22 protein-coding genes, 1 tRNA gene and 1 other annotated feature are annotated in these 21570 nt (G+C 37.3%); of the genes, 12 read left to right on the top strand and 11 right to left on the bottom strand.

Annotation, left to right across the window (positions count from 1 at the left end):
- Positions 1–29: 29 nt before the first annotated feature.
- The gene (locus IQ237_RS18250) at positions 30–215 is read left to right on the top strand and encodes a hypothetical protein (RefSeq protein ID WP_194057663.1); all 186 of its coding nucleotides are present in this window, start codon (positions 30–32) and stop codon (positions 213–215) included.
- A 62-nt stretch (positions 216–277) separates the two neighbouring features.
- Here the strand turns inward: IQ237_RS18250 and IQ237_RS26375 are convergent, their stop codons facing one another.
- From IQ237_RS26375 to IQ237_RS18230, 4 genes are all read right to left on the bottom strand, one after another.
- Complete coding sequence (locus IQ237_RS26375; RefSeq protein WP_228020451.1) at positions 278–886, bottom strand: type II toxin-antitoxin system HigA family antitoxin; 609 nt, start codon at positions 884–886, stop codon at positions 278–280.
- A 311-nt stretch (positions 887–1197) separates the two neighbouring features.
- The gene (gene tatA / locus IQ237_RS18240) at positions 1198–1365 is read right to left on the bottom strand and encodes a twin-arginine translocase TatA/TatE family subunit (RefSeq protein WP_194057661.1); all 168 of its coding nucleotides are present in this window, start codon (positions 1363–1365) and stop codon (positions 1198–1200) included.
- A gap of 40 nt (positions 1366–1405) precedes the next feature.
- The gene (locus tag IQ237_RS18235) at positions 1406–2800 is read right to left on the bottom strand and encodes a serine/threonine-protein kinase (protein ID WP_194057659.1); all 1395 of its coding nucleotides are present in this window, start codon (positions 2798–2800) and stop codon (positions 1406–1408) included.
- A gap of 165 nt (positions 2801–2965) precedes the next feature.
- Complete coding sequence (locus tag IQ237_RS18230) at positions 2966–3286, bottom strand: RNA-binding protein (protein WP_096566830.1); 321 nt, start codon at positions 3284–3286, stop codon at positions 2966–2968.
- Between the two features lie 3 nt (positions 3287–3289).
- Here IQ237_RS18230 and IQ237_RS18225 point away from each other — a divergent pair, with 3 nt between their 5' ends.
- Positions 3290–3496, top strand: coding sequence for a hypothetical protein (locus IQ237_RS18225; protein WP_194057657.1), 207 nt, complete (start codon positions 3290–3292; stop codon positions 3494–3496).
- 274 nt (positions 3497–3770) lie between these two features.
- On the opposite strand, the gene IQ237_RS18220 is transcribed toward IQ237_RS18225, so the two are convergent.
- The gene (locus IQ237_RS18220; RefSeq protein ID WP_194057655.1) at positions 3771–4307 is read right to left on the bottom strand and encodes a phycobiliprotein lyase; all 537 of its coding nucleotides are present in this window, start codon (positions 4305–4307) and stop codon (positions 3771–3773) included.
- A 450-nt stretch (positions 4308–4757) separates the two neighbouring features.
- On the opposite strand from IQ237_RS18220, the gene IQ237_RS18215 reads away from it, so the two are divergent.
- The 10 genes from IQ237_RS18215 (at position 4758) to rplL (ending at position 13937) form a co-directional block, all read left to right on the top strand.
- The gene (locus tag IQ237_RS18215; RefSeq protein WP_194057653.1) at positions 4758–6146 is read left to right on the top strand and encodes an efflux RND transporter periplasmic adaptor subunit; all 1389 of its coding nucleotides are present in this window, start codon (positions 4758–4760) and stop codon (positions 6144–6146) included.
- Positions 6147–6207: 61 nt separating this feature from the next.
- Complete coding sequence (locus tag IQ237_RS18210; protein ID WP_194057651.1) at positions 6208–9426, top strand: efflux RND transporter permease subunit; 3219 nt, start codon at positions 6208–6210, stop codon at positions 9424–9426.
- A 129-nt stretch (positions 9427–9555) separates the two neighbouring features.
- Entirely contained in the window at positions 9556–9918 is a 363-nt protein-coding gene (gene rplS, locus IQ237_RS18205) for a 50S ribosomal protein L19 (protein WP_096566817.1), read from the top strand.
- A 152-nt stretch (positions 9919–10070) separates the two neighbouring features.
- Positions 10071–10143 (top strand) — tRNA-Trp (locus IQ237_RS18200).
- 198 nt (positions 10144–10341) lie between these two features.
- The gene (gene secE, locus IQ237_RS18195; RefSeq protein ID WP_194057649.1) at positions 10342–10563 is read left to right on the top strand and encodes a preprotein translocase subunit SecE; all 222 of its coding nucleotides are present in this window, start codon (positions 10342–10344) and stop codon (positions 10561–10563) included.
- On the top strand, positions 10563–11189 hold the full coding sequence (nusG, locus tag IQ237_RS18190) for a transcription termination/antitermination protein NusG (protein ID WP_194057647.1): 627 nt from the start codon (positions 10563–10565) through the stop codon (positions 11187–11189). The genes secE and nusG overlap by 1 nt, the downstream gene beginning before the upstream one ends.
- A gap of 6 nt (positions 11190–11195) precedes the next feature.
- Entirely contained in the window at positions 11196–11621 is a 426-nt protein-coding gene (gene rplK, locus IQ237_RS18185) for a 50S ribosomal protein L11 (RefSeq protein WP_194057645.1), read from the top strand.
- Positions 11622–11787: 166 nt separating this feature from the next.
- On the top strand, positions 11788–12504 hold the full coding sequence (gene rplA, locus IQ237_RS18180; RefSeq protein ID WP_194057643.1) for a 50S ribosomal protein L1: 717 nt from the start codon (positions 11788–11790) through the stop codon (positions 12502–12504).
- 101 nt (positions 12505–12605) lie between these two features.
- Positions 12606–12772: a sequence feature (ribosomal protein L10 leader region), on the top strand.
- Positions 12773–12883: 111 nt separating this feature from the next.
- On the top strand, positions 12884–13432 hold the full coding sequence (gene rplJ / locus IQ237_RS18175) for a 50S ribosomal protein L10 (protein ID WP_194057641.1): 549 nt from the start codon (positions 12884–12886) through the stop codon (positions 13430–13432).
- Positions 13433–13544: 112 nt separating this feature from the next.
- Positions 13545–13937, top strand: a complete 393-nt coding sequence (gene rplL / locus IQ237_RS18170; RefSeq protein WP_194057639.1) for a 50S ribosomal protein L7/L12 — start codon at positions 13545–13547, stop codon at positions 13935–13937.
- 351 nt (positions 13938–14288) lie between these two features.
- Here rplL and IQ237_RS18165 read toward each other — a convergent pair whose 3' ends face one another.
- The 6 genes from IQ237_RS18165 to IQ237_RS18140 form a co-directional block, all read right to left on the bottom strand.
- Positions 14289–16214, bottom strand: a complete 1926-nt coding sequence (locus tag IQ237_RS18165; RefSeq protein WP_194057637.1) for a serine/threonine-protein kinase — start codon at positions 16212–16214, stop codon at positions 14289–14291.
- A gap of 138 nt (positions 16215–16352) precedes the next feature.
- Entirely contained in the window at positions 16353–16973 is a 621-nt protein-coding gene (locus IQ237_RS18160) for a 2OG-Fe(II) oxygenase (RefSeq protein WP_194057635.1), read from the bottom strand.
- Between the two features lie 127 nt (positions 16974–17100).
- Positions 17101–17970, bottom strand: a complete 870-nt coding sequence (locus IQ237_RS18155; protein ID WP_194057680.1) for a fructosamine kinase family protein — start codon at positions 17968–17970, stop codon at positions 17101–17103.
- Positions 17971–18080: 110 nt separating this feature from the next.
- On the bottom strand, positions 18081–19367 hold the full coding sequence (locus tag IQ237_RS18150; protein ID WP_194057633.1) for a pitrilysin family protein: 1287 nt from the start codon (positions 19365–19367) through the stop codon (positions 18081–18083).
- Positions 19368–19535: 168 nt separating this feature from the next.
- Positions 19536–20123, bottom strand: a complete 588-nt coding sequence (locus IQ237_RS18145) for a hypothetical protein (RefSeq protein ID WP_194057631.1) — start codon at positions 20121–20123, stop codon at positions 19536–19538.
- Positions 20113–21498 (bottom strand): AAA family ATPase, encoded by a 1386-nt coding sequence (locus IQ237_RS18140; protein ID WP_194057630.1) that lies wholly within the window; start codon positions 21496–21498, stop codon positions 20113–20115. Before IQ237_RS18140 ends, IQ237_RS18145 begins: the two co-directional genes overlap by 11 nt.
- Positions 21499–21570 lie beyond the last annotated feature (72 nt).

Here is a 21570-nt window from a genome sequence, read left to right as displayed (position 1 = left end):
TTATCACCTAACTCTATCCGCAAGCGATGATGGATAGTCAACTCCTAGCTAAAGTTGCTCCTAAAATTATTGAAACTGAAGCAGAATATCTAGGTCTTAAAGAAGGTGATCAGGAAATAGTAAACTCTATTCTTCAAGGAGATTGTAATATCAATGCAGAACAAGCTGACATTTTAGGTAAATATTTTTATGTTCCCTCTAGTTTATTTGTTTGATGATTGATACAGCAGATTCGAGGTTTATGAGGTAAATTAACCAATTGAAGTTAGGGTACATACTAATTCAGAAATACTTTAATGTTTACATGAAAACGTTCTGCTAATTGTTGAATTTGATTAAATGTTAATGCTTTTTCTTTGTTTAAAATAGCTTGTATCATTTCAGGTGAACCAATTTCAGATAAATCTGATAAACTCAGTTTGTGTTCTTCCATTAAATAAGCTAATACATCATTTCCATGACAATTAGGAAGAGGATGATGTTCTGTTTCATAAGCCTCAATTATCGTTCCTAATGTATCTAATAAATGATAAAGAGGATGTTGTTCATTAGTACCAATTTCATCAAGTAAATCATTTAACCTTGTAATTGCTTGTTCATATTCTTCTTCATTACGAATGGTTTCACTAGCTAAAATATCTGCACCAATAATAGCGTTAAGAAAGGTACTTTTACCAGCTTTCATAGCTGCAATAACTGCTACTTGATATTTTTGTTGCTGTAGGGCGGTTAATGCTTTTTTGATGTTATTTTCTACACTTTCTAAACTTTTGGTATCATCACCTTCTTTAAGACGACTTTGGCGAATTTCATCAATATATTCTACAAGTCTTGTACCGAGTTTGTAAATACTGCTGTGTGCTGATTGGAATTGTTTTGAAGACATATTTAACCCTTTAACTATACAATGTAGAAACAAGCAAGATTGAGAACACGGTCATAAGTAAAACGCTTATAACACTAAATATTCTAACTATGTTTAAGTGTGATTGCAAATACTTGTTTGATGAATTTTTTGATAACTTTGTTAAAATAAATACATGAAAATTCAATTTTTTTAATAATCCAATAATCCAGGGAATAAATTCCCTGTCTAAAAGCTAAAGTCGGTTAAAACCGACTAGAATCTAGAGTAATTTACTATTTAACAATCACATCCTGTAAATCCTTAAATCCTGGAAATCCTGATTCAGACAATTATGATTGTTCTGAATTATCATCTTCATCAGTCTTTTTAATTCCCTCTTGGAAATTTCTCAAACTCTTTCCCAAAACTCCCCCCAACTCAGGAATTTTCTTTGGTCCAAAAATCAAAATTGCTACAATAGCAATTATCACTATTTCTGGCCATCCTAATCCAAACATATAATTTTCCTCTTGAGTCACTTTAGATTAACTATACAATTTATTCTGTCCTAATTGCCATATTTAACCAGTTACTTAATTCATGAGCTAACCATTCCAATTCTGCTTCTGATTTAATTAAACCAGCATTAACATCCAATGAAAATTTTTGTACACCTGCCCAAATTTCTAATGTTGCTGGTACTTGAGTTTTTTCACCATCTGAGTTTTTAGTCAAGTGTTTAGGAATATAAACCAATTTAGTGATGCTGTCTCTAGGTGCTGAACGAGTAGGACGGATTTTCACTCTCCATAACTTATAAATTACAGAAATTTTCTGACTATCTAGAGACAGGCTCATATTACCAAATAATCCATATAATATGCTATAAATCATAGACAAACCCGCAACCCAAAAAGGCAGTGAGAACAAGGCAAAAGGTAAGTTTATAGGAAAAGGTGCAGAAAGAGCGCCAATAGTCCAAAATAAAATAAAGGAATTCCAAGAAATAGCAAATAAACTCAGGAACAGCATCGACGCTTGAAAACCAGCGGGGGGAATAATAATTTCTAAAAATTCATCATTTTTAATCAATTGAATTTTACTACCTGCTGGTTTACCAACAGTTAAAGCTGTAATATTAACAGTATTTTCTGGTTTTTCTAAAGCTGTAAGTGCTGACTTTGCAGATGCAAATCTCTTTTCTAAACTGGGTTCTATCATCTTTTTTAACCAGTTAGTTAAGCTGGGACTAAGATTTGCAACTTGTTCAAATTGTATGCGAAAATTCTTTTGTGGTAAATCTGCCGGTTGAGTACCTGTGATTAAATAAATTAATGTGCATCCTAAACTATAAAGATCAGAAGCGGGAACTGTACGCCCTCCAAATTGTTCTTGTGGCATATAACCATAAGTCCCTACAAGAGTTCTAGTACCTGTTTCTGAAGCTAAAACAGTTTGCACAGAACCAAAATCTACTAAATAAACTTTTCCCACACTATTACCGGATCGCTCTCCTAATAAAATATTGCTAGGTTTAATATCACGGTGAATAACGGGTGGGTGCAACTCATGGAGATAAATTAAAATCTCTAAAACTGCTTTCCCTATTTCTTTAATTTCATTTTCTGTAAAATTTCTTCCAGTTTGTAAATATTTTTCTAGGGTTTGGGCTGGGATGTAAGTTTGTACTAGAGCAAATCCTTGATAATTGGATTCTTTTACTTCAAAATAGTCGAGATAGTGAGGTATGGATGGATGGGATAAAGATTTTAAGGTTTCCGCCTCCCGTTCAAACAGTTTCAAATCATCCCATTCAAAGTCACTATTAAAAGCAAGTAACTTGACAATCACTAAGTCACCTGTCACCACGTCACGCGCTAAAAAAGTTCTGCGGCCTGATTTTTTGCTTAACTGCTGTTGAACTTCGTAGCGATTTGCTAAAATATCGCCCATAAATTTATGGGTTTACACCCTAGTTGTTTTACCAAATCCATCATGGCTTAGGAAACTGCTAAAGGCCAAGTATGTTAGTTAAAAACCGAAAAACCAAAAAACAACCCACCCCGGAGTCGGAATGGGTTACTTTTATTTAAAACGAATTAAGAATTTAGGGTAGACTTAGTAGCGATTGCGACCACCGCCGCCACCACCGTAACCACCACGACCACCACCACCACCGTAACCACCACCACGGTCTTCTTTAGGTCTAGCTTTATTTACTTTTAAGCCACGACCCATCCACTCAGCACCATCAAGTGCTTCAATAGCTGCTGTTTCTTCCGCTTCTGAACCCATTTCTACGAAAGCAAAGCCACGTAAACGGCCTGTTTCCCGGTCAGTGGGGATTTGTACACGCTTTACAGTACCATATTCTGCAAATACAGATGTCAAAGCATCCTGTGTAACTTCATAAGAAAGATTGCCTACGTAAACTGACATATTATGTCTCCAAAATCACGAGTTTGTAGAGATTTAGATTTCGGAGAGCAGTCTGTAAATACCACAAGTAAAAAGCCTGTCAATACTAACAACAAAACACTAATCGCCGAATTAACTCTCTCCATTATCATTACACATAAATCAAGTTTTTGGAGTAAGACTTTACAAAAATTTCATAAATTTTATCAAAAACCTTTGTCAGCCGTTTAAGTTTGGGTAGAGGCTAGTAATTCAAGCTGATAACTGATGGTTATCAATCAAATCCTGACTACAATCCTTGACATCACCGGGAGCATCCCAATGAAAGAAAAAATAAACGTGGCCACTGCGAAAACTCTCTTATAATCTCTTACCTTTGTGTCCTTAGCGTCCTTTGCGGTTCAATCATATCAGACCCTGGGATAATTGTCTGTTGTTAGATAAAAATAAACTTACACATTTGGGATGCTCCCGACATCACCAAGCCTACAACAAATCAATTAGTTTAAACTCGCTTTTCCAAATATTGCCCAATCATCAACTGCTCACCAGCGCGGGAAACAATACTTTGTCTGGTGCGATATTTATCACCGATGAGTTTAATTTCTTCCTCAAATACTGAATTATTGTACTCAGTTCGCAAACACAGAGTTTTCAGACTGGGGAAATAATATTGTGCTGTGACTGGTTTAGTAGTGGCAAAACCGCGATCGCGATACAAAATATTTCCCCAAGCACCAAACACGGTAACACCACTGGCTTCTTTTTTAGCGTTGTGTAAGTTTGTACTTTCCCAAGTAACTTTTGCACCACAAGTTAAGCTTGCTAAATCCTGCAAATCATGTAACTGAGCCAGCTTTTGCAATTCATCATCCCCTTGTTGCAAAAAATGAATGGTAATAATACTTACCATTTCCTTAGTTTCTCCTTGGGGTAAAGTGTAATAGCGTCTTTCAGAGCGCCATTCACCTACAGAAGCTTGGAAAAACTCAGCAATTTGCTGTTCATCAGCAGTTTGGGCAATTTTCAGTAGTAATGTCACTTGTTACTTTCCTCACCTAAAAGTCAATGTGTTGCTTTGGTGGTTGCACCTGACATATTCCATCTGGGATATAAAAGCAAGCTTTGTTTAATATTCTTAATATATACACAAAAACCTGAAAAATACCAGTTCGTTTGGCACATTTTTCATAAATGGCTGGGTAATGAAAAACTCCCAGAGATAAATCATGACTAATTTCCTATTACTTATTGATGGCAAAATCTTTATACTAACTTTATAATTTCTAGGATTGTCAGCAATTCTATACATCAATATCCATAGGATATAGTGAGAATTCTGTCAGTTTTATTGAGGAAAAACAAGTTATTTGGAATACATAAATAAATAGCTGAATTTTGATTGCTATGTTTTATTATTCATACCTATTCCAAAGTATTGGCTAATAAATGGCTGTAAGAGTGCAAATACTGCCCAATTGGAGAAAAATTCATGGTTTGGGACGCAAATAAGTCACAAAAACAGGTGAAAACATCAACTCCTATAGTTGTCAGCCCAGTGATGAAAAAGCTTATGAATAAGCATAATTTATTCATATTCTGTATGCTGTTACTGGGATTACTAACAGCCAGTTGTGGTTCATTACCAAAAGAATCAGCCGAAGCCCAATCAAAGCGGACTGGTGGTGGAGAAAGAAGAAATAGAGAAGCATCTGTAGATGTAGCGATCGCACGCACAAACGAATTACGTCCCCCAGCGGACTATATTGGGAACACCACCCCGTATAGGACAGTATCAGTGCGATCGCAAGTAGAAGGAAGACTAATATCCTTAAATATGGATGTTGGTGATACAGTCAAACAAGGGCAAATCATCGGCCAGTTAGATGATGTTCTATTGCTCACAGCATTACAGCAAGCAGAAGCAGAACTAGCAACCAGCCAATCAGAAGTAGCTAGGGAAATGACCCAAGTAAGTAACGCTCAAGCGGAAGTAGAAAAAGCAAAGTTAGAACTCATCCAAGCCCAATCAGACTCCCAAAGACAGCAACAATTATTCAAAGAAGGAGCAATTTCCGAACAAGCAGCCCAACAAGCTCGCACCAAAGCCCAAACAACCCAAAAAGCCCTACAAGCGACTATTGAAAGAGTCCGTACAGAAAAACAAGCCGTAGCAGCCGCCCAAGGTAGAGTATTTGCCCAACAAGCAGTAGTCAAAGCCGCCAAAGAACGCCGTTCCTACTCTCGTTTAATCTCCCCTATCACCGGCGTAGTTACAGAAAAAGTCACAGAACCCGGTAATCTCCTACAACCAGGAAGCGAAGTCTTAAAAATTGCTGACTTGAGTCGAATTAAAGTAGTAGTTCAAGTTTCTGAATTAGAACTAGCAAAAATTCAAGTAGGACAATCTGTACAAGTGCGTTTAGATGCCTTCCCCGATCAAAACATCATTGGTAGAGTAGCGCGTATTTCTCCATCTGCTGATCCTACAGCCCGTTTAGTACCCATAGAAGTAGTCATTCCCAACAGTGGCGGGAAAATAGGTAGCGGACTACTAACAAGAGTGAATTTTACAACCCAGACACCACAGCGAGTAGTAGTATCACAAACAGCAATTAATAGCAAAGACAAAGAAACATCAGCAGAAAATAACAACGGCACAATTTTTGTGGTGCAAGAAACTGACGGTAAAACCAAGGTAAAAGAAAAATCGGTAACATTGGGTAAAAAAGTTGATGGTAACGTCGAAATTCTTTCAGGGTTACAACCAGGAGAAAGTTATGTTGTTCGCAGTAGTAAGCCATTAAAAGATGGTGAAGTTGTCAAATTATCAATTTTGTCAGAAAAAGATTTAAACAAACCTCAAAGAAATAACTTGTAAGTTTTTGTTAGCAGTTTCAACTCTGTCACCTGTCACCTGTAAACTGTCACCTGCTATAAAAATGCAAATCACAAACAACAACGGCTTTAGTATCAGCGCCCTTTCTATCCGTCAGCACATCGGTACTTTAATGCTGACCTTAGCAGTAATTGTCATTGGTGTATTTTTCATTATTCGTTTACCTGTAGATTTACTGCCATCTATTACCTATCCACGCATTGGGGTAAGAATAGAAGCACCGGGAATTTCGCCAGAAGTAGCAGTTGATGAAATTACAAAACCACTAGAAGAAGCTTTTTCAGCCACAGAAGGAGTAATTCAAGTTTTTTCCCAGACTCGTGAAGGTCAAGTCAGTTTAAATTTATATTTTCAACCAGGCGGAAATATTGATCAAGCACTAAATGATGCTACCGCTACTTTTAACCGAGCGAGAAATAGATTACCAGACACCATAGAAGAACCACGAATCTTTAAATTCGATCCTTCCCAACTACCTGTTTATGAATTTGCGCTCACTTCACCTACACTGAAAAATGTTGATTTGCGCGTTTTTGCCGAAGAAGAATTAGCCCGTGAATTAGGTGTAGTACCAGGAGTTGCAGTTGTAGATGTATCAGGAGGAGTGCAAGAAGAAGTTAGAGTAAATATAGATTTAGATCGTCTCCAAGCTATTGGTATCGGTTTGACTGATGTGTTAAACGAACTGCAAAATCGTAATCAAGATATATCTGGGGGAAGAATTTTAGGACCCAATTCTGAACCGTTAACCCGGACAGTGGGACGCTTTAAAAATGCAGGAGAAATTAATAATATTTCCTTTGAAGTATCTGCACCTAATTCAAATATCAAAAATCGTGTTTATTTGCGTGACTTTGCCCAAGTTATTGACGGATCAGAAAAACAAAGATTGTACGTTTTACTCAATGGTCAAGAAGCAGTAAAAGTCAGCATTCAAAAACAAGCAGATGCTAATAGTGTCAACGTTGTTGATGGAGTTAAAAAAAGATTACAAGAACTGAAAGAAGCGGGTATTATTTCTGCGGAAGCAACTCTCACAGCAACTTTAGATGAGTCAATATTTATTCGTAATTCCTTAGCTAATGTGACTTCTTCTGGTTTAATTGGTTCAGGTTTAGCTGCTATAGCTGTATTACTTTTTCTTGGTTCTTTACGTCAAACATTCATTATTGTCTTGTCTATACCTTTAGCCACATTAGCAGCTATCATTATGATGGGAATGTTCGGCTTATCCCTGAATATTTTTAGCTTAGGTGGTTTAGCATTAGGCGTGGGAATTGTGGTTGATAATTCCATCGTTATGTTAGAAAATATTGCCGAAGGAATTAATCAAACTAAACTCCAAAATCACACATCAAAATTATCAAGATCAGCAATTATTCAACAAGCAGAAACAAGCAGTAGAGAAGTTGAATCAGCTTTACTAGCTTCCACCAGTACAAACTTAGTTGCAGTATTACCATTTTTATTAATTGGTGGTTTTATATCATTATTATTTAATGAATTAATTCTCACGATCAGTTTTGCGGTAGCAGCTTCAATTTTAATTGCTGTTACTGTTGTTCCCATGTTGACATCACGATTATTAGCTTTACCCTTTTCTAGTTCTTTAAGTAATTTTTGGTTTTTCCAAGAATTTAATCGCCGTTTTGAGGGAGCAACAAGATTATACAGCAGTTTCTTATCTGGAATATTGCGTTTGCGGTTATTAACAATTGCGATCGCTATCATTTTCTTTGGTGCTGGTAGTTTATGGATATCTCCCCAACTTCCCCAAGAAATTCTTCCTCAAATAAACACCGGACAAGTGAGTTTATTTGCTCAATTTCCCCCCGGTACACCATTAGAAACTAACCAAAAAGTTATGCAAGTTGTAGATGACATTCTGCTTCAGCAACCAGAAACAGAATATGTCTTTTCTACAGTTGGTGGTTTTCTGTTTGGTGGTAATAGTAATCCTAATCCTTTGCGAAGTTCTAGTACCATTACCCTCAAACCAAACTCAGATATAGAGACTTATATTGAGCGTGTCACTAAAGAATTTAGCAAACTGAATTTAGTAGATATTCGACTGCGTTTAGCACCTGGACAAGTACGGGGTTTATTTCTTAATAACTCTCCTATTCGTGGTGCTGATGTTGATATAATTTTGCAGGGAAATGATACCAATACTTTAGAAAAAGCAGGACGAGAACTATTAGCAACTTTAGAAGAAAAAATCACCTCAGTGAGATTTCGTCCAGATGCAGATCCACGTCAACCTGAAATTCAGATTGTACTTGACTGGGAACGAGTAGCAAATGTCGGTTTAAATACTCAAGATATTGGCGAAACAATTAAAACCGCAATTACAGGTAGTGTACCCACACAACTACAGCGGAATAACCGCTTGGTAGATGTGCGAGTTGAGTTAAATGAAGATGCAGTCAAAACAACTTCTCAGTTAGAAAGATTACCCTTATTTGTAGAAGGTAATCAACAAATTAGATTAAGTGATGTAGCGACAATTGTTGAAGGAAAAGCACCAGGAGAAATTCAAAGAATTAACCAGCGTCAAGTCTTTTTAATTGCAGGTAATTTAGCAGAAGGAGCAAGTCTGAGTCAAGCATTAGAGCAAGTAGATGAAGTAATTAAAAATGCCAATTTCCCTGAAGGTGTAAGTCGCTTACCCAGTGCAGCAGCAGAATCAAATCAACAATTACAAAACTCGTTGCAACTTTTAGGAGGGTTAGCAATATTTTTAGTTTTTGTAGTCATGGCTGTACAATATAATTCTCTTGTTGATCCTTTAGTAATTCTGTTTACTATTCCTCTCGCTTTAGCTGGGGGGATTTTTGGACTTTACATCACAGAAACTGCCATTGGTGCAACAGTAATTGTGGGTGCAGTTTTATTAGTAGGTATTGTGGTTAATAACGCCATTATCATGGTAGAATTAGCTAATCAAATTCGGGAACGTGAACAAGTTGATCGTCGCACAGCAATTTTAAAAGCTGCACCTCAACGTTTACGTCCGATTTTAATGACAACAATCACCACAGTTTTAGGGATGTTTCCCCTAGCTTTGGGAGTTGGGGAAGGTTCAGAATTTCTACAACCTTTAGGGGTAGTAGTCTTTTCTGGCTTGTCTTTAGCAACACTACTCACATTGTTGATTATTCCCTGTTTTTACACTCTATTACATGATTTAATTGGTGGCAGTTGGGCAAAACCTGTATTTATCAAGTTGCGGATCTGGAAAAAAAATTTCAAGAAAGCTTAACAACTCCCAGAACGCCCAACTCCTAGATCCTAACTTCTAACCAAGAACTTAAATCAAATATCTGGACTCTCAGGCAGTTATAGATTTATGATTGATGATCGTGGGTTTTTTTCAGAAAATAACTAAACTATGAACGTGCAAGAAGTAATCCGCTCTATTGAAGCGGAACACCTAAAATCCGATCTGCCCGAAATTTATGTAGGTGATACAGTGCGGGTAGGAGTGAAAATTAAAGAAGGCGATAAATACCGCGTCCAACCCTATGAAGGAGTGGTAATAGGTAAACGTAATGGCGGAATTAACGAAACAATTACCGTGCGTCGTGTATTTCAAGGTGTAGGCGTTGAGCGAGTATTTTTGCTGCACTCACCCCGCATTGATAACATCAAAGTAGTGCGTCGTGGTAAAGTCAGACGCGCTAAACTATACTATTTGCGTCAATTATCTGGTAAAGCTACCCGGATTAAACAACGGTTTGACCGCGCCCTGTGATGCAGTTAGTCCTGGGAAAAAACCAGGAACCTCAAGCCAAAAGCGGCATCTGCCGCTGACTTGACTTTCTGAAAAAATTAAGTTACACTAAAAAAGGAATTGTGTTAAACTAAGAAAAGTTCAGCGCAATCCCTGAAACAAAGATAGCTTGTGCGCTCTTAGTTCAGTTGGTAGAACGCAGGTCTCCAAAACCTGATGTCGGGGGTTCAAGTCCTCCAGGGCGCGCTCAAAAGCAAAAAATATAGCCCGAAACAAAAACGCATCTGCTCAAATAGCAGCCAGCGTTGATTATTTCGGGTCTAATTATTTTTTACTGATAGCTGAATTTGTTTACTGTAAATTGGGTCGAAGCTGTGAATAATTGTCAGCCTTGGTGCAAAATAACAAGGTGAAACGATGTAAGAAACGGGGGGTATAACGACCGTGGCCAAAAAAAACGAAGCAGAAATGCCAGAAGCAGCCAATGGTTTTAGCTTAAACAACTTCTTCCAAGGAACAAAAGAAGAACTGGACAAAGTAGTTTGGCCAAGTCGGAAGCAGTTGGTGAGTGAATCAGCAGCTGTGTTATTAATGGTGACACTTTCCGCGTCTTTGATATATTTGGTCGATGGATTGTTTGCTTGGGCAGCAAAACAGGTATTCTGATGACTTCTGCAACAGACGAACCACGGGATTTGCAGACAGAGGAAGCACTAGAAACAGCGCAAAAAGAAGCCCGCTGGTATGCAGTGCAAGTAGCCTCTGGCTGTGAGAAGCGCGTGAAAACAAATTTAGAGCAACGTATCCAAACTTTTGATGTAGCTGATAAAATTATCCAAGTGGAAATACCCCATACACCAACGGTAAAGATCCGCAAAGACGGGAAGCGTCAGCCATCAGAAGAGAAGGTTTTTCCGGGTTATGTTTTAGTTCGGATGGTAATGAGTGACGATACATGGCAAGTGGTAAGAAACACAACCCATGTAATTAACTTTGTCGGTGCAGAGCAAAAACGAGGCAGCGGCCGTGGCCGTGGTCACGTCAAGCCAGTACCTTTAAGTCATTCAGAAGTAGAACGTATATTCAAACAAACGACAGAACAAGAACCAGTAGTCAAAATTGATATGGCTACAGGTGATAAGATAATGGTGCTTTCTGGTCCGTTCAAGGATTTTGAAGGCGAGGTGATCGAAGTTTCGCCAGAACGGAGTAAACTAAAAGCTCTACTCTCGATTTTCGGACGAGATACACCAGTAGAATTGGAATTTAATCAGGTACAAAAACAGAGCTAAATCCAAATGGCGAAGAAAGTAGTAGCGGTCATTAAATTGGCCTTAAACGCTGGAAAAGCCAACCCAGCACCACCAGTTGGTCCCGCACTGGGTCAACATGGTGTTAACATCATGATGTTCTGCAAAGAGTACAACGCCAAAACAGCAGACCAAGCTGGAATGGTGATTCCTGTAGAAATTTCCGTGTTTGAAGACCGGAGTTTTACATTCGTACTCAAAACACCCCCAGCATCAGTTTTAATTCGCAAGGCAGCGAAAATTGAACGCGGTTCTGAACAACCCAACCAGAAAAAAGTTGGCAGCATTACCAAAGCTCAACTGCGGGAAATTGCCCAAACCAAACTGCCTGACCTCAATGCTAACGACATTGACGCAGCAATGAATATTGTGGCTGGAACAGCCAAAAACATGGGTGTTACCATCACAGATTAATAGGTGACAGGTGATAGGTGACAGGTGACAGGTGACAGCAAATAAGCAAAGATAAAAACTGTCAACTAGCAACTAACCAAGAACCAATCACGAAATCCAAAATCTAAAATCTAAAATCGTATCGGGGGAGAGGTGAGAAACTTCGAGAACACCCCAGGAGCAAAAAATGGGCAAGAAAATATCACGCCGTTTACAGGCGTTGCTAGAAAAAGTAGAAGATAGGGATTATGCTCCCTTAGATGCGTTAGCTCTGTTAAAAGAAACAGCAACAGCAAAATTTCCCGAAGCCGCAGAAGCACATATCCGGCTAGGAATTGACCCCAAGTATACAGACCAACAACTGCGGACAACGGTAGCACTGCCCAAAGGTACGGGTCAGGTAGTGCGTGTAGCAGTAATCGCTAGAGGCGAAAAAGTAACAGAAGCCACTAATGCTGGTGCGGATATCGCTGGTTCTGAAGAACTGATTGACGAGATTCAGAAAGGCATGATGGACTTCGACAAGCTAATTGCTACTCCTGATGTGATGCCACAGGTAGCAAAACTGGGTAAATTGCTTGGTCCGCGTGGCTTGATGCCATCACCCAAAGGTGGTACAGTAACATTTGACGTTGCCAGTGCAATCGCCGAATTTAAAGCTGGTAAATTAGAATTTCGTGCTGATCGGACAGGCATTGTTCATGTTATGTTTGGTAAAGCATCATTTACCCCTGAAGATTTGTTAGTCAACCTCAAAGCATTGCAAGAGACAATTGACCGTAACCGTCCTTCAGGAGCAAAAGGCCGTTATTGGCGTACATTCTACGTCTCTGCTACAATGGGTCCGTCAATCAGAATTGACATTAACGCCCTAAGAGATTTAAAAGTAACTGACGCTGCATAATTTTAGATTTTAGATTTTAGATTGAGAGTTGGTAGATAGACAATTGAATTTTTTGCCTGATTATCAACCTTTAATTTCAAATCCAAAATCCAAAATTCAAAATCCAAAATTTAATAAAGCCGGAGACAGCAGGTGCTAATAGCTTAAATATCCTGCCGAGGTTGTAATTTTAAGTGACTGAGTTTGCTCAAGAAAATTTGAGAACTACAGCATTAAAACTACTACTGTGACACCCCGGCAAAAATAGCTGGGGTTTGTTGTTTTTGGCGCGTCAGTAAACAAGTGACTGGGGACTGGGGACTGGGGACTGGTGAATCCTGACTCCTGCCTTTTCCCACTGATCACTAATTAAGATTTTGCCCTGGGAGGTGAAATGAGCATGGGTAGAACGTTAGAAAACAAAAAAGAAATAGTAGCTGACCTCAAAGGGACGCTAAGTGAGTCAACTTTAGCACTGGTAATTGACTACCAAGGTCTAACAGTTGCTGAAATCACTGACTTGAGACGGCGTTTACGTCCTAGTGGCGCTGTTTGTAAGGTGACTAAAAACACCTTCATGGGCATTGCCATTCAAGAAGATGAGCAATGGAAACCAATGTCAGAACTGCTCAAAGGTTCTTCAGCCTTTGTGTTAGTTAAAGATGATTTATCAGCAATTAAAGCCTATCAGGAATTCCAAAAAGCCACCAAGAAGACAGAACTTCGTGGCGGTGTCATGGAAGGGCGCTTGTTGAAAGAAGCGGATGTCAAGGCCTTAGGAGACTTGCCATCTAAGGAACAACTTATGGCGCAAATTGCTGGAGCTATCAACGCTTTGGCTACCAAGGTGGCCGTGGGTATCAACGAAGTTCCCGGTTCTTTGGCTCGTGCTATTCAGGCTGTCGCTGATAAAGACAAAGACGGTAGTGCTGAAACTGCGGCTGAATAAAACTTTTTCATTAGTTTGATGAAGTTATTAAAAACTAATGATTAATGACTAATGACTAATGACTAATGACAACTGACAACAAACAAATCAAAATTCTTTAGGAGTTATATCAATGTCTGCTGCAACCGATCAAATTTTAGAACAGTTAAAATCTTTAACCTTATTAGAAGCTTCTGAATTAGTTAAGCAAATTGAAGAAGCTTTTGGTGTAAGTGCTGCTGCTCCTGCTGGTGGGATGATGATGATGGCTGCTCCTGGTGCTGCTGCTCCTGCTGAAGCTGTTGAAGAGAAGACCGAATTTGATGCTATTCTCGAATCTGTACCCGCTGACAAGAAAATTGCAGTTCTCAAGATTGTCCGTGAAATCACTGGTTTGGGTCTAAAAGAAGCTAAAGACTTAGTAGAAGCTACTCCTAAACCCGTCAAAGAAGGTGTTAACAAGGAAGCTGCCGAAGACATCAAGAAACGCATTGCTGAAGCTGGTGGTACTGTAACCATCAAGTAATTCGTAATTGTGAATTATTTAGGGTGAGCTATTCTTTTAGCTTGCCCTAATAATTGGGTCAAAATTATTAGGCTGTTATTAAGGCTCTTGCTTGCGTATAGTTACAATATTTTAATATCTCATTATTTGTGCTTTTGAGTTTTAGGTATAATTATCCTATGGATTATTCTAAAACCTATCATAACACAACCCTGTCAGAAGTCAAGACCCTTGAAAATACGTTGAGTCATTCGCAAGTATTCTCAATAATTTAGGGCTAAAAAACGTTGTTGAAACTTTTTTGGGATTTTTAGGGGAAAATCACAATAAGAATTGTTAAGGTGTTGTTTTAGAGGTAATTGTTAAATTGGTTTAACATTGTTTAGCTGTTGTAGGATCAACAAAATCATGTAAATCTGCTTCCCAAACACTAATATAAATTGAATCGCAGTTTTGGCGAATTATTTGCCCTTTAACTCCACCTTTTTTGAAGGTAAAATTGTCTGTTTGACGCTGTTGAATTTGTTGCAGTCCTTGTTGAATTTCTGCGGTAGCTTTTCCTGCTAATAAACCATTTAAAGTTGTTTGCATTAATTGATGATCTACAGTTCCCGCAAAACCGACTTCTGTTTGTCTGAGTCTACCAGTGTCACGGTCAAATAAATAACCCAGGTCTATTTTATCGGGTACTACTTCATAGATAACTGCACGGGTATTAGGCCATAATCCCCTTAAATCTCTTCTGGGTTTGCCTAATGCTGATTCTACCGTGCTTCTGGATGTACCTGTAGTAAATGTTGGTACACTTGTCTTGATATTGGTGGCATTTAATTGGCCTGTTGACTTAGGTTTATTCTTTTCTGGCTTTTTCTGGGTATCTGAAAATACATCTGATTTGGGCAATACTTCTGGTTGAGTAGGCGGTTGTTCTGGCTGTTTACGAGAATCAGATAATACCTCTGCTGAGGGAACTGCTTCTGGCTGTGGTTGCTGTTGTTGTATTTCCGCTTGGGGTGTGGATGTGACTGGAGGAGTGGAAGTATTTTCAATTACAGGCTTATCCGCTGGTGGTGGTGTTATTTCTGGAGAAGAATTGCTTTCTGGTATGGGATTAGAAATGATTTCAGGTTGAATAGGGGGAGTTGATGTAATTACTGGTGTGGGTGAAACTTCCAAAACCGGGGAATTTGTAGGTAAAACAGAGGGAGTTTGTGCTTCTGTTGTGACAGAGGAGTTTGTGGCTAGTGAATTTGCAGGTTGTGGTTGACGGTTAGAAGCTGTTACTAAACCAATTACAATACCAATTGCTACACCACCAAAAATGATAGCGGGTTTCTGCCAGTTATTATGATTGTTGACTTGTTTGATAACTGGAGTTTTTGCGGGTGAATATATCGGTTGAGTTGGCTGGTTAAGGATTTTTGTGGCGCTGGTGGTGGGAGAATGGGAAGGTTTGTAATTATCATAATTATTTTGACCAGATTTTAAAGCATAGAGCATTTTACTGGCTGTGGTGTAGCGATCGCCAGGACGTGGTTCAATAGCTTGTGTAAGTATCTGTACCATCGCTGGGGATATTCCCGCAGCATATTGTTGCCATAATATTTGTCCGGTTTGCGGGTGAGTTTCTAATTCTTGGGGATGTTTACCTGTGAGTAGATAAATGGCAGTTAAGCCTAAACTATAAATATCAGTAGCATAAACTGGACGACCAATGGCTTGCTCACTAGGCATATAACCAGGAGTACCGATAACTATAGATTGTACAGGATTACCTGAAGGATTGATCACGGTACGGATAGTTTCTTTCACTGCACCGAAATCAATTAACACTGGTTTATTATCGTGATGACGAAGGATGATATTATCTGGTTTGATATCTCGATGAATAATACCTTTGCTGTGGACATAATCTAAAACCGACAGCAAACTGACAAGAATTTCTCTAACAATTGTTTCGTTTAATTTGCCTTTTGATTGGATAATATTGCTGAGGGTTTGTCCTTCAATCCATTCTTGCACTAGGTAAAATTTGCCATTTTCGGGAAAATAAGCGTAAAGTTTGGGAATTTGATCACTGGTTTCCCCTAGATTTTCTAATATCGCGGCTTCTCTCTCAAATCTTTGTTGAATTAATTGAGATGTTTCTGGATCATGGGTAATCGGTTTTAGTTCTTTGATGACAAAGCGACGACGAGAAGGTAAATGGGTATCTTCTGCAAGGGAAGTTTCCCCAAACCCACCAGCACCGAGTACCTGGATAACTTGATAGCGGTTGTTTAACAGTTTTGTTGTCATGAAACGTTACACGCGAGATCCTTCCCAATGTATATCAGATACTTTGACGATGTAACTATAGGATGTTTCCTGAAGTCAGGAGTCAGGAGTCAGGAGTCAGGAGTCAGAATTTCAATGAGTTTAGGAATTACCCAATCTCTAATATCCATATTTTCGTTTTTTATTTGCAGATTGACTAGCTCTTGATTCTAAGGTAAATACTGGAATTTCCTCTAATTCATCCTCAGTTAAATTATACTGTTCACAAACTAAACTTAGGCGATTTCCAGGAGTTTTGACAGCATTAACAGAATGGGTTAAATCTCCTTGAAAGTAAACCAATGTGTTAGCTTGGGGTTTGATTTGTCCAATTTGACGTTTATTTGATTTTAATACTAATTCTCCCCCTTCCATGTTTTCCGGTACTCGCACATAAAGAACACTAACTAGGTTGGGTGGTTCAATTGTTTTACAATAAGAACGTAAAGAACGATCTATGTGTGGATCAACACGAGAACCTTCTTTTAAGAGTAAAGGATTGAGATAAAAAGCATTACAATTAGGTTGCAATGCTAAATCTAAATAAGGTTTAAAAAAGGGAAATTTGTTTTCCACTGTGGTTAATCCTTGACGTTGAAAAACCACAGAGAATCCTTTAGTGTTGATAAAATCACGATTAAGATTGTTGACAGCAAAGTAAGGAATAGATTGGATTTCACCCCACAAATCATTGAGGTAATTATTAGGTAAAACATTTGTTTGTAGTTGATAGTATTTCATGTTGTTAATTCAGAAATTAATTACCCATATCCCCGACTTCTCAATTCAATTTATTTTATTATTTATTGATTTGATTTGTCAAATAAAAAAGAAGTCGGGGATCTTATTTTTGATGAAAATCTAAATTTTACATATTCTGCAAAATTCGCTCAATCATACTGTTTGCTTGGGAAGCATAACCACTACCAAATAAATTGAAATGATTTAAAATGTGATATAAATTATAAAGAGTTTTCCGTTTTTCATAACCCTGATCTAAAGGTAATATTTCTTGATAACCTTGATAAAAAGCTGGTGGAAAACCACCAAATAATTCTGTCATGGCAATATCAACTTCGCGATCGCCAAAATAAGTTGCTGGATCAAAAATCACAGGTTCACCATCAATAGTAAATCCAGCATTTCCTCCCCATAAATCACCATGTACTAAAGCTGGTTCAACATGATGATTTGCTAATAATTTTGGGATAGCATCTATTAATTTATCTTGTAAAGGAAAACGCCCTCCCCGTCGCTTTGCTAGTTGAAATTGATAACCTAAACGATGTTCTGTATAAAATTCTCTCCAGTCAGATTTCCAAGTATTAATTTGGGGTGTAGAACCAATTGTATTATTCAGATCCCAACCGAAACCTTTTTTACTAATGGTTTTGTGCATTTCTGCTAGGTTTCGTCCCATTTGTTGCCAAGATTTGTTATTACCACCGTTCATTTCTAGCCATTCTAAAACTATATAACTAGAATTGCTTGTAGTTCCCCAACATAAAGGTTTAGGAACACGGATAGTTTTGGTTTCATACATTTGTTGTAAACCCAGCATTTCTGCTGCAAACATTTCTCCTTGAGTAGCTTTGTTGAGTTTCACAAAGTATGTAATTGTTCCATCACTAATGGCATAACCTTGATTAATACAACCACCGCTTACAGATGAATATTGAGAGGTTTGAAATTTTTGTCCTGTTACTTGACTTATGTGGTGATCTAGTTCTTGCCAAATCATAGTTTTTTATTAGTTCTTGGTTATAGGTTATTAGTTATTAGTCAGAAGCAAAAGTTGTACAGTAGGATCTTACCAGATACCAATGACCAATAACTAATGACTAATGACTAAGCTGGTTTGATGACAACTACAGCATAAGCTGAGGGTGAAAGATATTTTTGGACAGCTTGCATTAAATGATTTTCGTCTTGGTTTTGGATGTATTGGGGATAGTTAAATGCGGGTTCTAAGTCACCAATTAAAGATTGATAATAACCATATAAGCCAGAGCGATCGCTTGGTGTTTCATTGCCAAAAATAAACCTATTTGCCACTCTTATTTGTACACGGGCAATTTCTGATTCTTTGACTAATTCTGTGTGTAGTTTTTCCAAATGTTCAATGATTGCTGTTTCTACTGCTGGTAAATTTTCTACGTCACATTTAGCAGAAATTGTAAATACTCCTTGGAGTTTATAATTACTATTACTCACAGAAATTGCAGAAACTAAACCTCTTTCTTCCCGCAGAGCATGGACTAATCTAGATGTCCTTCCATGTCCTAAAATTCCCGCTATCACATCTAAAGCATAAGTGTCATTTAAATCAATTAATCCAGGTACTCGCCATAATATTATTAACCGGGCTTGTTGCAGACTTTCATCAATAAATTCCCGACGCACAATTTCTGTAAATGCTGGTTCTGTAACACCTGTTAAATGTTGATTTTTTGATGTTAAGCTTTGTGATTTTTGACTGTTCTTTTCAAATCCCTCAGCCACAATTTCTATTAATTCTTCCACTGGTAAATTACCCACAGCAACCGCAGTTATAGAAGATGGTTGATACCAAGTTTGATGAAATTCTCGCATTTGTTGAGGTGTAACTTGGGATATTACCGCTTCTGGACCGAGTACCGGACGACGATAGGGTAAAACATCAAAAGCGGTTTCCATTGTGTGCCGATAAATGCGCCTTCTGGGATTATCTTCTGAACGTCTAATTTCTTCTAAAACTACTAATCTTTCTCTTTCAAAAGCTTCTTGAGGAATGCTAGGATTAGACACTACATCTATTTGCAGTGGTGCTAATTCTGCAAAATCTTTAGGGGCAGTAGTGATATAAAAATGTGTATAATCTTGGCTGGTGGCTGCATTTGTTACTGCACCTCTTTCTTCAATGCGACGCTCAAACTCACCACTGCCTAATTTTTCTGTACCTTTAAATACAATATGCTCTAAAAAGTGAGCCATACCATTGATAGCATCTGACTCCACAGCAGAGCCAATTTTTACCCATACATTTAGGTTCACTGCTTCTACGGGCATTTGCTCGGCAATAATGGTTAAACCGTTGGGTAGAGGATGCACCTTGGGCGCGTGAAGGCGTGGAGATTTTAACAGAGTTGATGTCATTGGTGGTGAGGGCTATGTTACTGCTTATATCTTACAATGCCTTTGATGGTGTTAGCAGTGGTCTGGGTTGGGGGAGTTGTGGGGGATGTTTTTAGTTAGTTTCAAAGAAGGAAACATAATTATCCTAATTTTGAATTTGTGTAATTTTTCTTATTTACTAGCTAAAACTTAAACAATATTATCTAAGTTAGCTAAAAATTGTTGTACGTAATAAGTATTGTTACCAGTATTTTCTGAAATTAATAAACCATTTCTATCTTCAAATGTAATTTTTTGCTTTTTAGTTGTTCCTTCATCGGGTGTGCGACGACATGAAAATAATATTCCTCTAAATTCTACTTGGGTATTAATTTCTTTATGAAAAATTTGCATACGTTGTAAAACAAATTCAACAAAAATTTTTGCGGATTTTAATTGTTGCAAATAGCCTTTAGGATTTCCTGATTTCATTTCTATCAAAAAAACATAAGTTATCTTCGATTTTTGTAAAAATAAAATAGCATCATTTTTGTTGCAAATATCTGGATATTGGGGATTAAAAAAAGGATATACAGGATCATGCTTCCCTTCTTGCTTAGGTAAATCCAGGGAAAATCCAAAATAAGGTATTGATGTTTTCCATTTTATTACGATTTGACGACATTTTGCGTCTTTGTGTTTCTCTTCAATGACAATACAATTATCTTCATTGATTTTTAAATGTAAGTCTTCTGTAATAACCTGTTTCACTAAATCAATTAATCTTTTACTCTGCATCCCAATCTTCCTCTTCTTGAGAAGCATAGTAAATATCATTGGAAGACTGATTAAGATTGTTAATTACTGCATCAAATGTTTCTGCAATAATACCTTCATCGGGATCAATTTCCATCTGATTAATAGTGTTATCACTAAATAAATAAGCAGATACTTTTTCAGGATTAAAACTTTCATCTGGTTCATAACCATAACGCCTTCTTAATTCATCAGCTTGAGCAAAAGATTTATTTAACATAATCAAGTTATTTAATTCACGGACAAAATAGGGACTATGGGTACTTACTACTACTTTAATACCACTATTCACTAATTTTGCTAACACTCTTGCTAAATTTCTTTGATTATCTGGATGTAAACTTAATTCTGGTTCATCAATCATTAAATAATCTCCTGGTTGAGCAATATGTTCCAGATAAAAAACGAAGCTAAATAGAGTTTTTACTGTTGAAGAAGTAAAATGTAAAGGCATTTTTTTATTTTTACTTCTATGAGGTTTAAAGAAAATATCTCCATAACGATCTATTTCATATTTACCATTGATAATTTTTGTCTGAATATACTGGGTTTGTGTTTGAAAATCACTTTTTCGCTTTTTAGTGTTGTTTAAATCATTCAAAAATTCAATATGATCAGAAATGGGTTTTGCATATCGAGATTGAATAATATCTTTTAATACTTCCATCGGATCAATATTATCCTTCTGTGCATGATGCAGCAGACGGTTACGAATACTTGACAACTCTTTAAAAAATAAAGCTAGTCCTGCACGTTCAGCCGGAATTAAAAAGCAAGTCTGATTATTTTGGTTACTGTTTTTGTTAAAAATTAACCGATTAATAGTATTAGAAATTAACTCTATTAATAATTGACGAGGAATGCCTTTATCCTGCATTGTAAAAGTTACGTTAGTACCATTTTCTGGTTTTTGAATGTCTAAAAACCAATCTGATTCTTTATTTCCTAAACTTAAACGACGTTGCCATTTATGATTAGTGATATTGGTTAATATTAAATCAGTATCAGGATCTATTTTAATCTGAGTTTGCTTAAATTCATCTGGTTCAGTTGCAAATAAAGTGGGTAGAAATTTATAAAGACCCTGTGATATTTCTTGGGAAATATTATCTAAATTCTCAATTATCAACTGTCCAAAATCATACTGACAAACTTTATCCTCCATTAATTTATTCAGAATATTTTCAACAAAATTAAACCTTACATCAAAATCATAATCAAAAAGTGAGTATAAGGAGTACATTACATAGGTTTTAGCTGTATTGTTGGCACCACAAAGTAATGTTAAATTATTTAACTCTAAATTACCTTGTTTAATGACTCCAAAATTCTCCAAAAAGACTTTTGTTTTTAACATATTATCCTTACATAGTAATGAAGTATACAAGGGTGGATTTTTAGTTCCACCCCACAGTAACTAGACTAATCT

The sequence above is a fragment of the Sphaerospermopsis sp. LEGE 08334 genome (assembly GCF_015207205.1).
Lineage (GTDB): Bacteria > Cyanobacteriota > Cyanobacteriia > Cyanobacteriales > Nostocaceae > Sphaerospermopsis.
This window is presented reverse-complemented; position numbering and strand designations above follow the sequence as displayed.

Excerpts from the sequence above, each read along its gene's own strand:
- rplA (WP_194057643.1), top strand. The coding sequence starts at position 11,788 with ATGGGCAAGAAAATATCACGCCGTTTACAGGCGTTGCTAGAAAAAGTA.
- nusG (WP_194057647.1), top strand. The coding sequence starts at position 10,563 with ATGACTTCTGCAACAGACGAACCACGGGATTTGCAGACAGAGGAAGCA.
- IQ237_RS18225 (WP_194057657.1), top strand. The coding sequence starts at position 3,290 with ATGTCTCCAAAATCACGAGTTTGTAGAGATTTAGATTTCGGAGAGCAG.
- IQ237_RS18215 (WP_194057653.1), top strand. The coding sequence starts at position 4,758 with ATGGTTTGGGACGCAAATAAGTCACAAAAACAGGTGAAAACATCAACT.
- IQ237_RS26375 (WP_228020451.1), bottom strand. The coding sequence starts at position 886 with ATGTCTTCAAAACAATTCCAATCAGCACACAGCAGTATTTACAAACTC.
- rplL (WP_194057639.1), top strand. The coding sequence starts at position 13,545 with ATGTCTGCTGCAACCGATCAAATTTTAGAACAGTTAAAATCTTTAACC.
- IQ237_RS18210 (WP_194057651.1), top strand. The coding sequence starts at position 6,208 with ATGCAAATCACAAACAACAACGGCTTTAGTATCAGCGCCCTTTCTATC.
- rplS (WP_096566817.1), top strand. The coding sequence starts at position 9,556 with ATGAACGTGCAAGAAGTAATCCGCTCTATTGAAGCGGAACACCTAAAA.
- tatA (WP_194057661.1), bottom strand. The coding sequence starts at position 1,365 with ATGTTTGGATTAGGATGGCCAGAAATAGTGATAATTGCTATTGTAGCA.
- IQ237_RS18140 (WP_194057630.1), bottom strand. The coding sequence starts at position 21,498 with ATGTTAAAAACAAAAGTCTTTTTGGAGAATTTTGGAGTCATTAAACAA.
- IQ237_RS18150 (WP_194057633.1), bottom strand. The coding sequence starts at position 19,367 with ATGACATCAACTCTGTTAAAATCTCCACGCCTTCACGCGCCCAAGGTG.
- IQ237_RS18250 (WP_194057663.1), top strand. The coding sequence starts at position 30 with ATGGATAGTCAACTCCTAGCTAAAGTTGCTCCTAAAATTATTGAAACT.
- IQ237_RS18235 (WP_194057659.1), bottom strand. The coding sequence starts at position 2,800 with ATGGGCGATATTTTAGCAAATCGCTACGAAGTTCAACAGCAGTTAAGC.
- IQ237_RS18165 (WP_194057637.1), bottom strand. The coding sequence starts at position 16,214 with ATGACAACAAAACTGTTAAACAACCGCTATCAAGTTATCCAGGTACTC.
- IQ237_RS18145 (WP_194057631.1), bottom strand. The coding sequence starts at position 20,123 with ATGCAGAGTAAAAGATTAATTGATTTAGTGAAACAGGTTATTACAGAA.
- IQ237_RS18160 (WP_194057635.1), bottom strand. The coding sequence starts at position 16,973 with ATGAAATACTATCAACTACAAACAAATGTTTTACCTAATAATTACCTC.
- rplK (WP_194057645.1), top strand. The coding sequence starts at position 11,196 with ATGGCGAAGAAAGTAGTAGCGGTCATTAAATTGGCCTTAAACGCTGGA.
- IQ237_RS18230 (WP_096566830.1), bottom strand. The coding sequence starts at position 3,286 with ATGTCAGTTTACGTAGGCAATCTTTCTTATGAAGTTACACAGGATGCT.
- rplJ (WP_194057641.1), top strand. The coding sequence starts at position 12,884 with ATGGGTAGAACGTTAGAAAACAAAAAAGAAATAGTAGCTGACCTCAAA.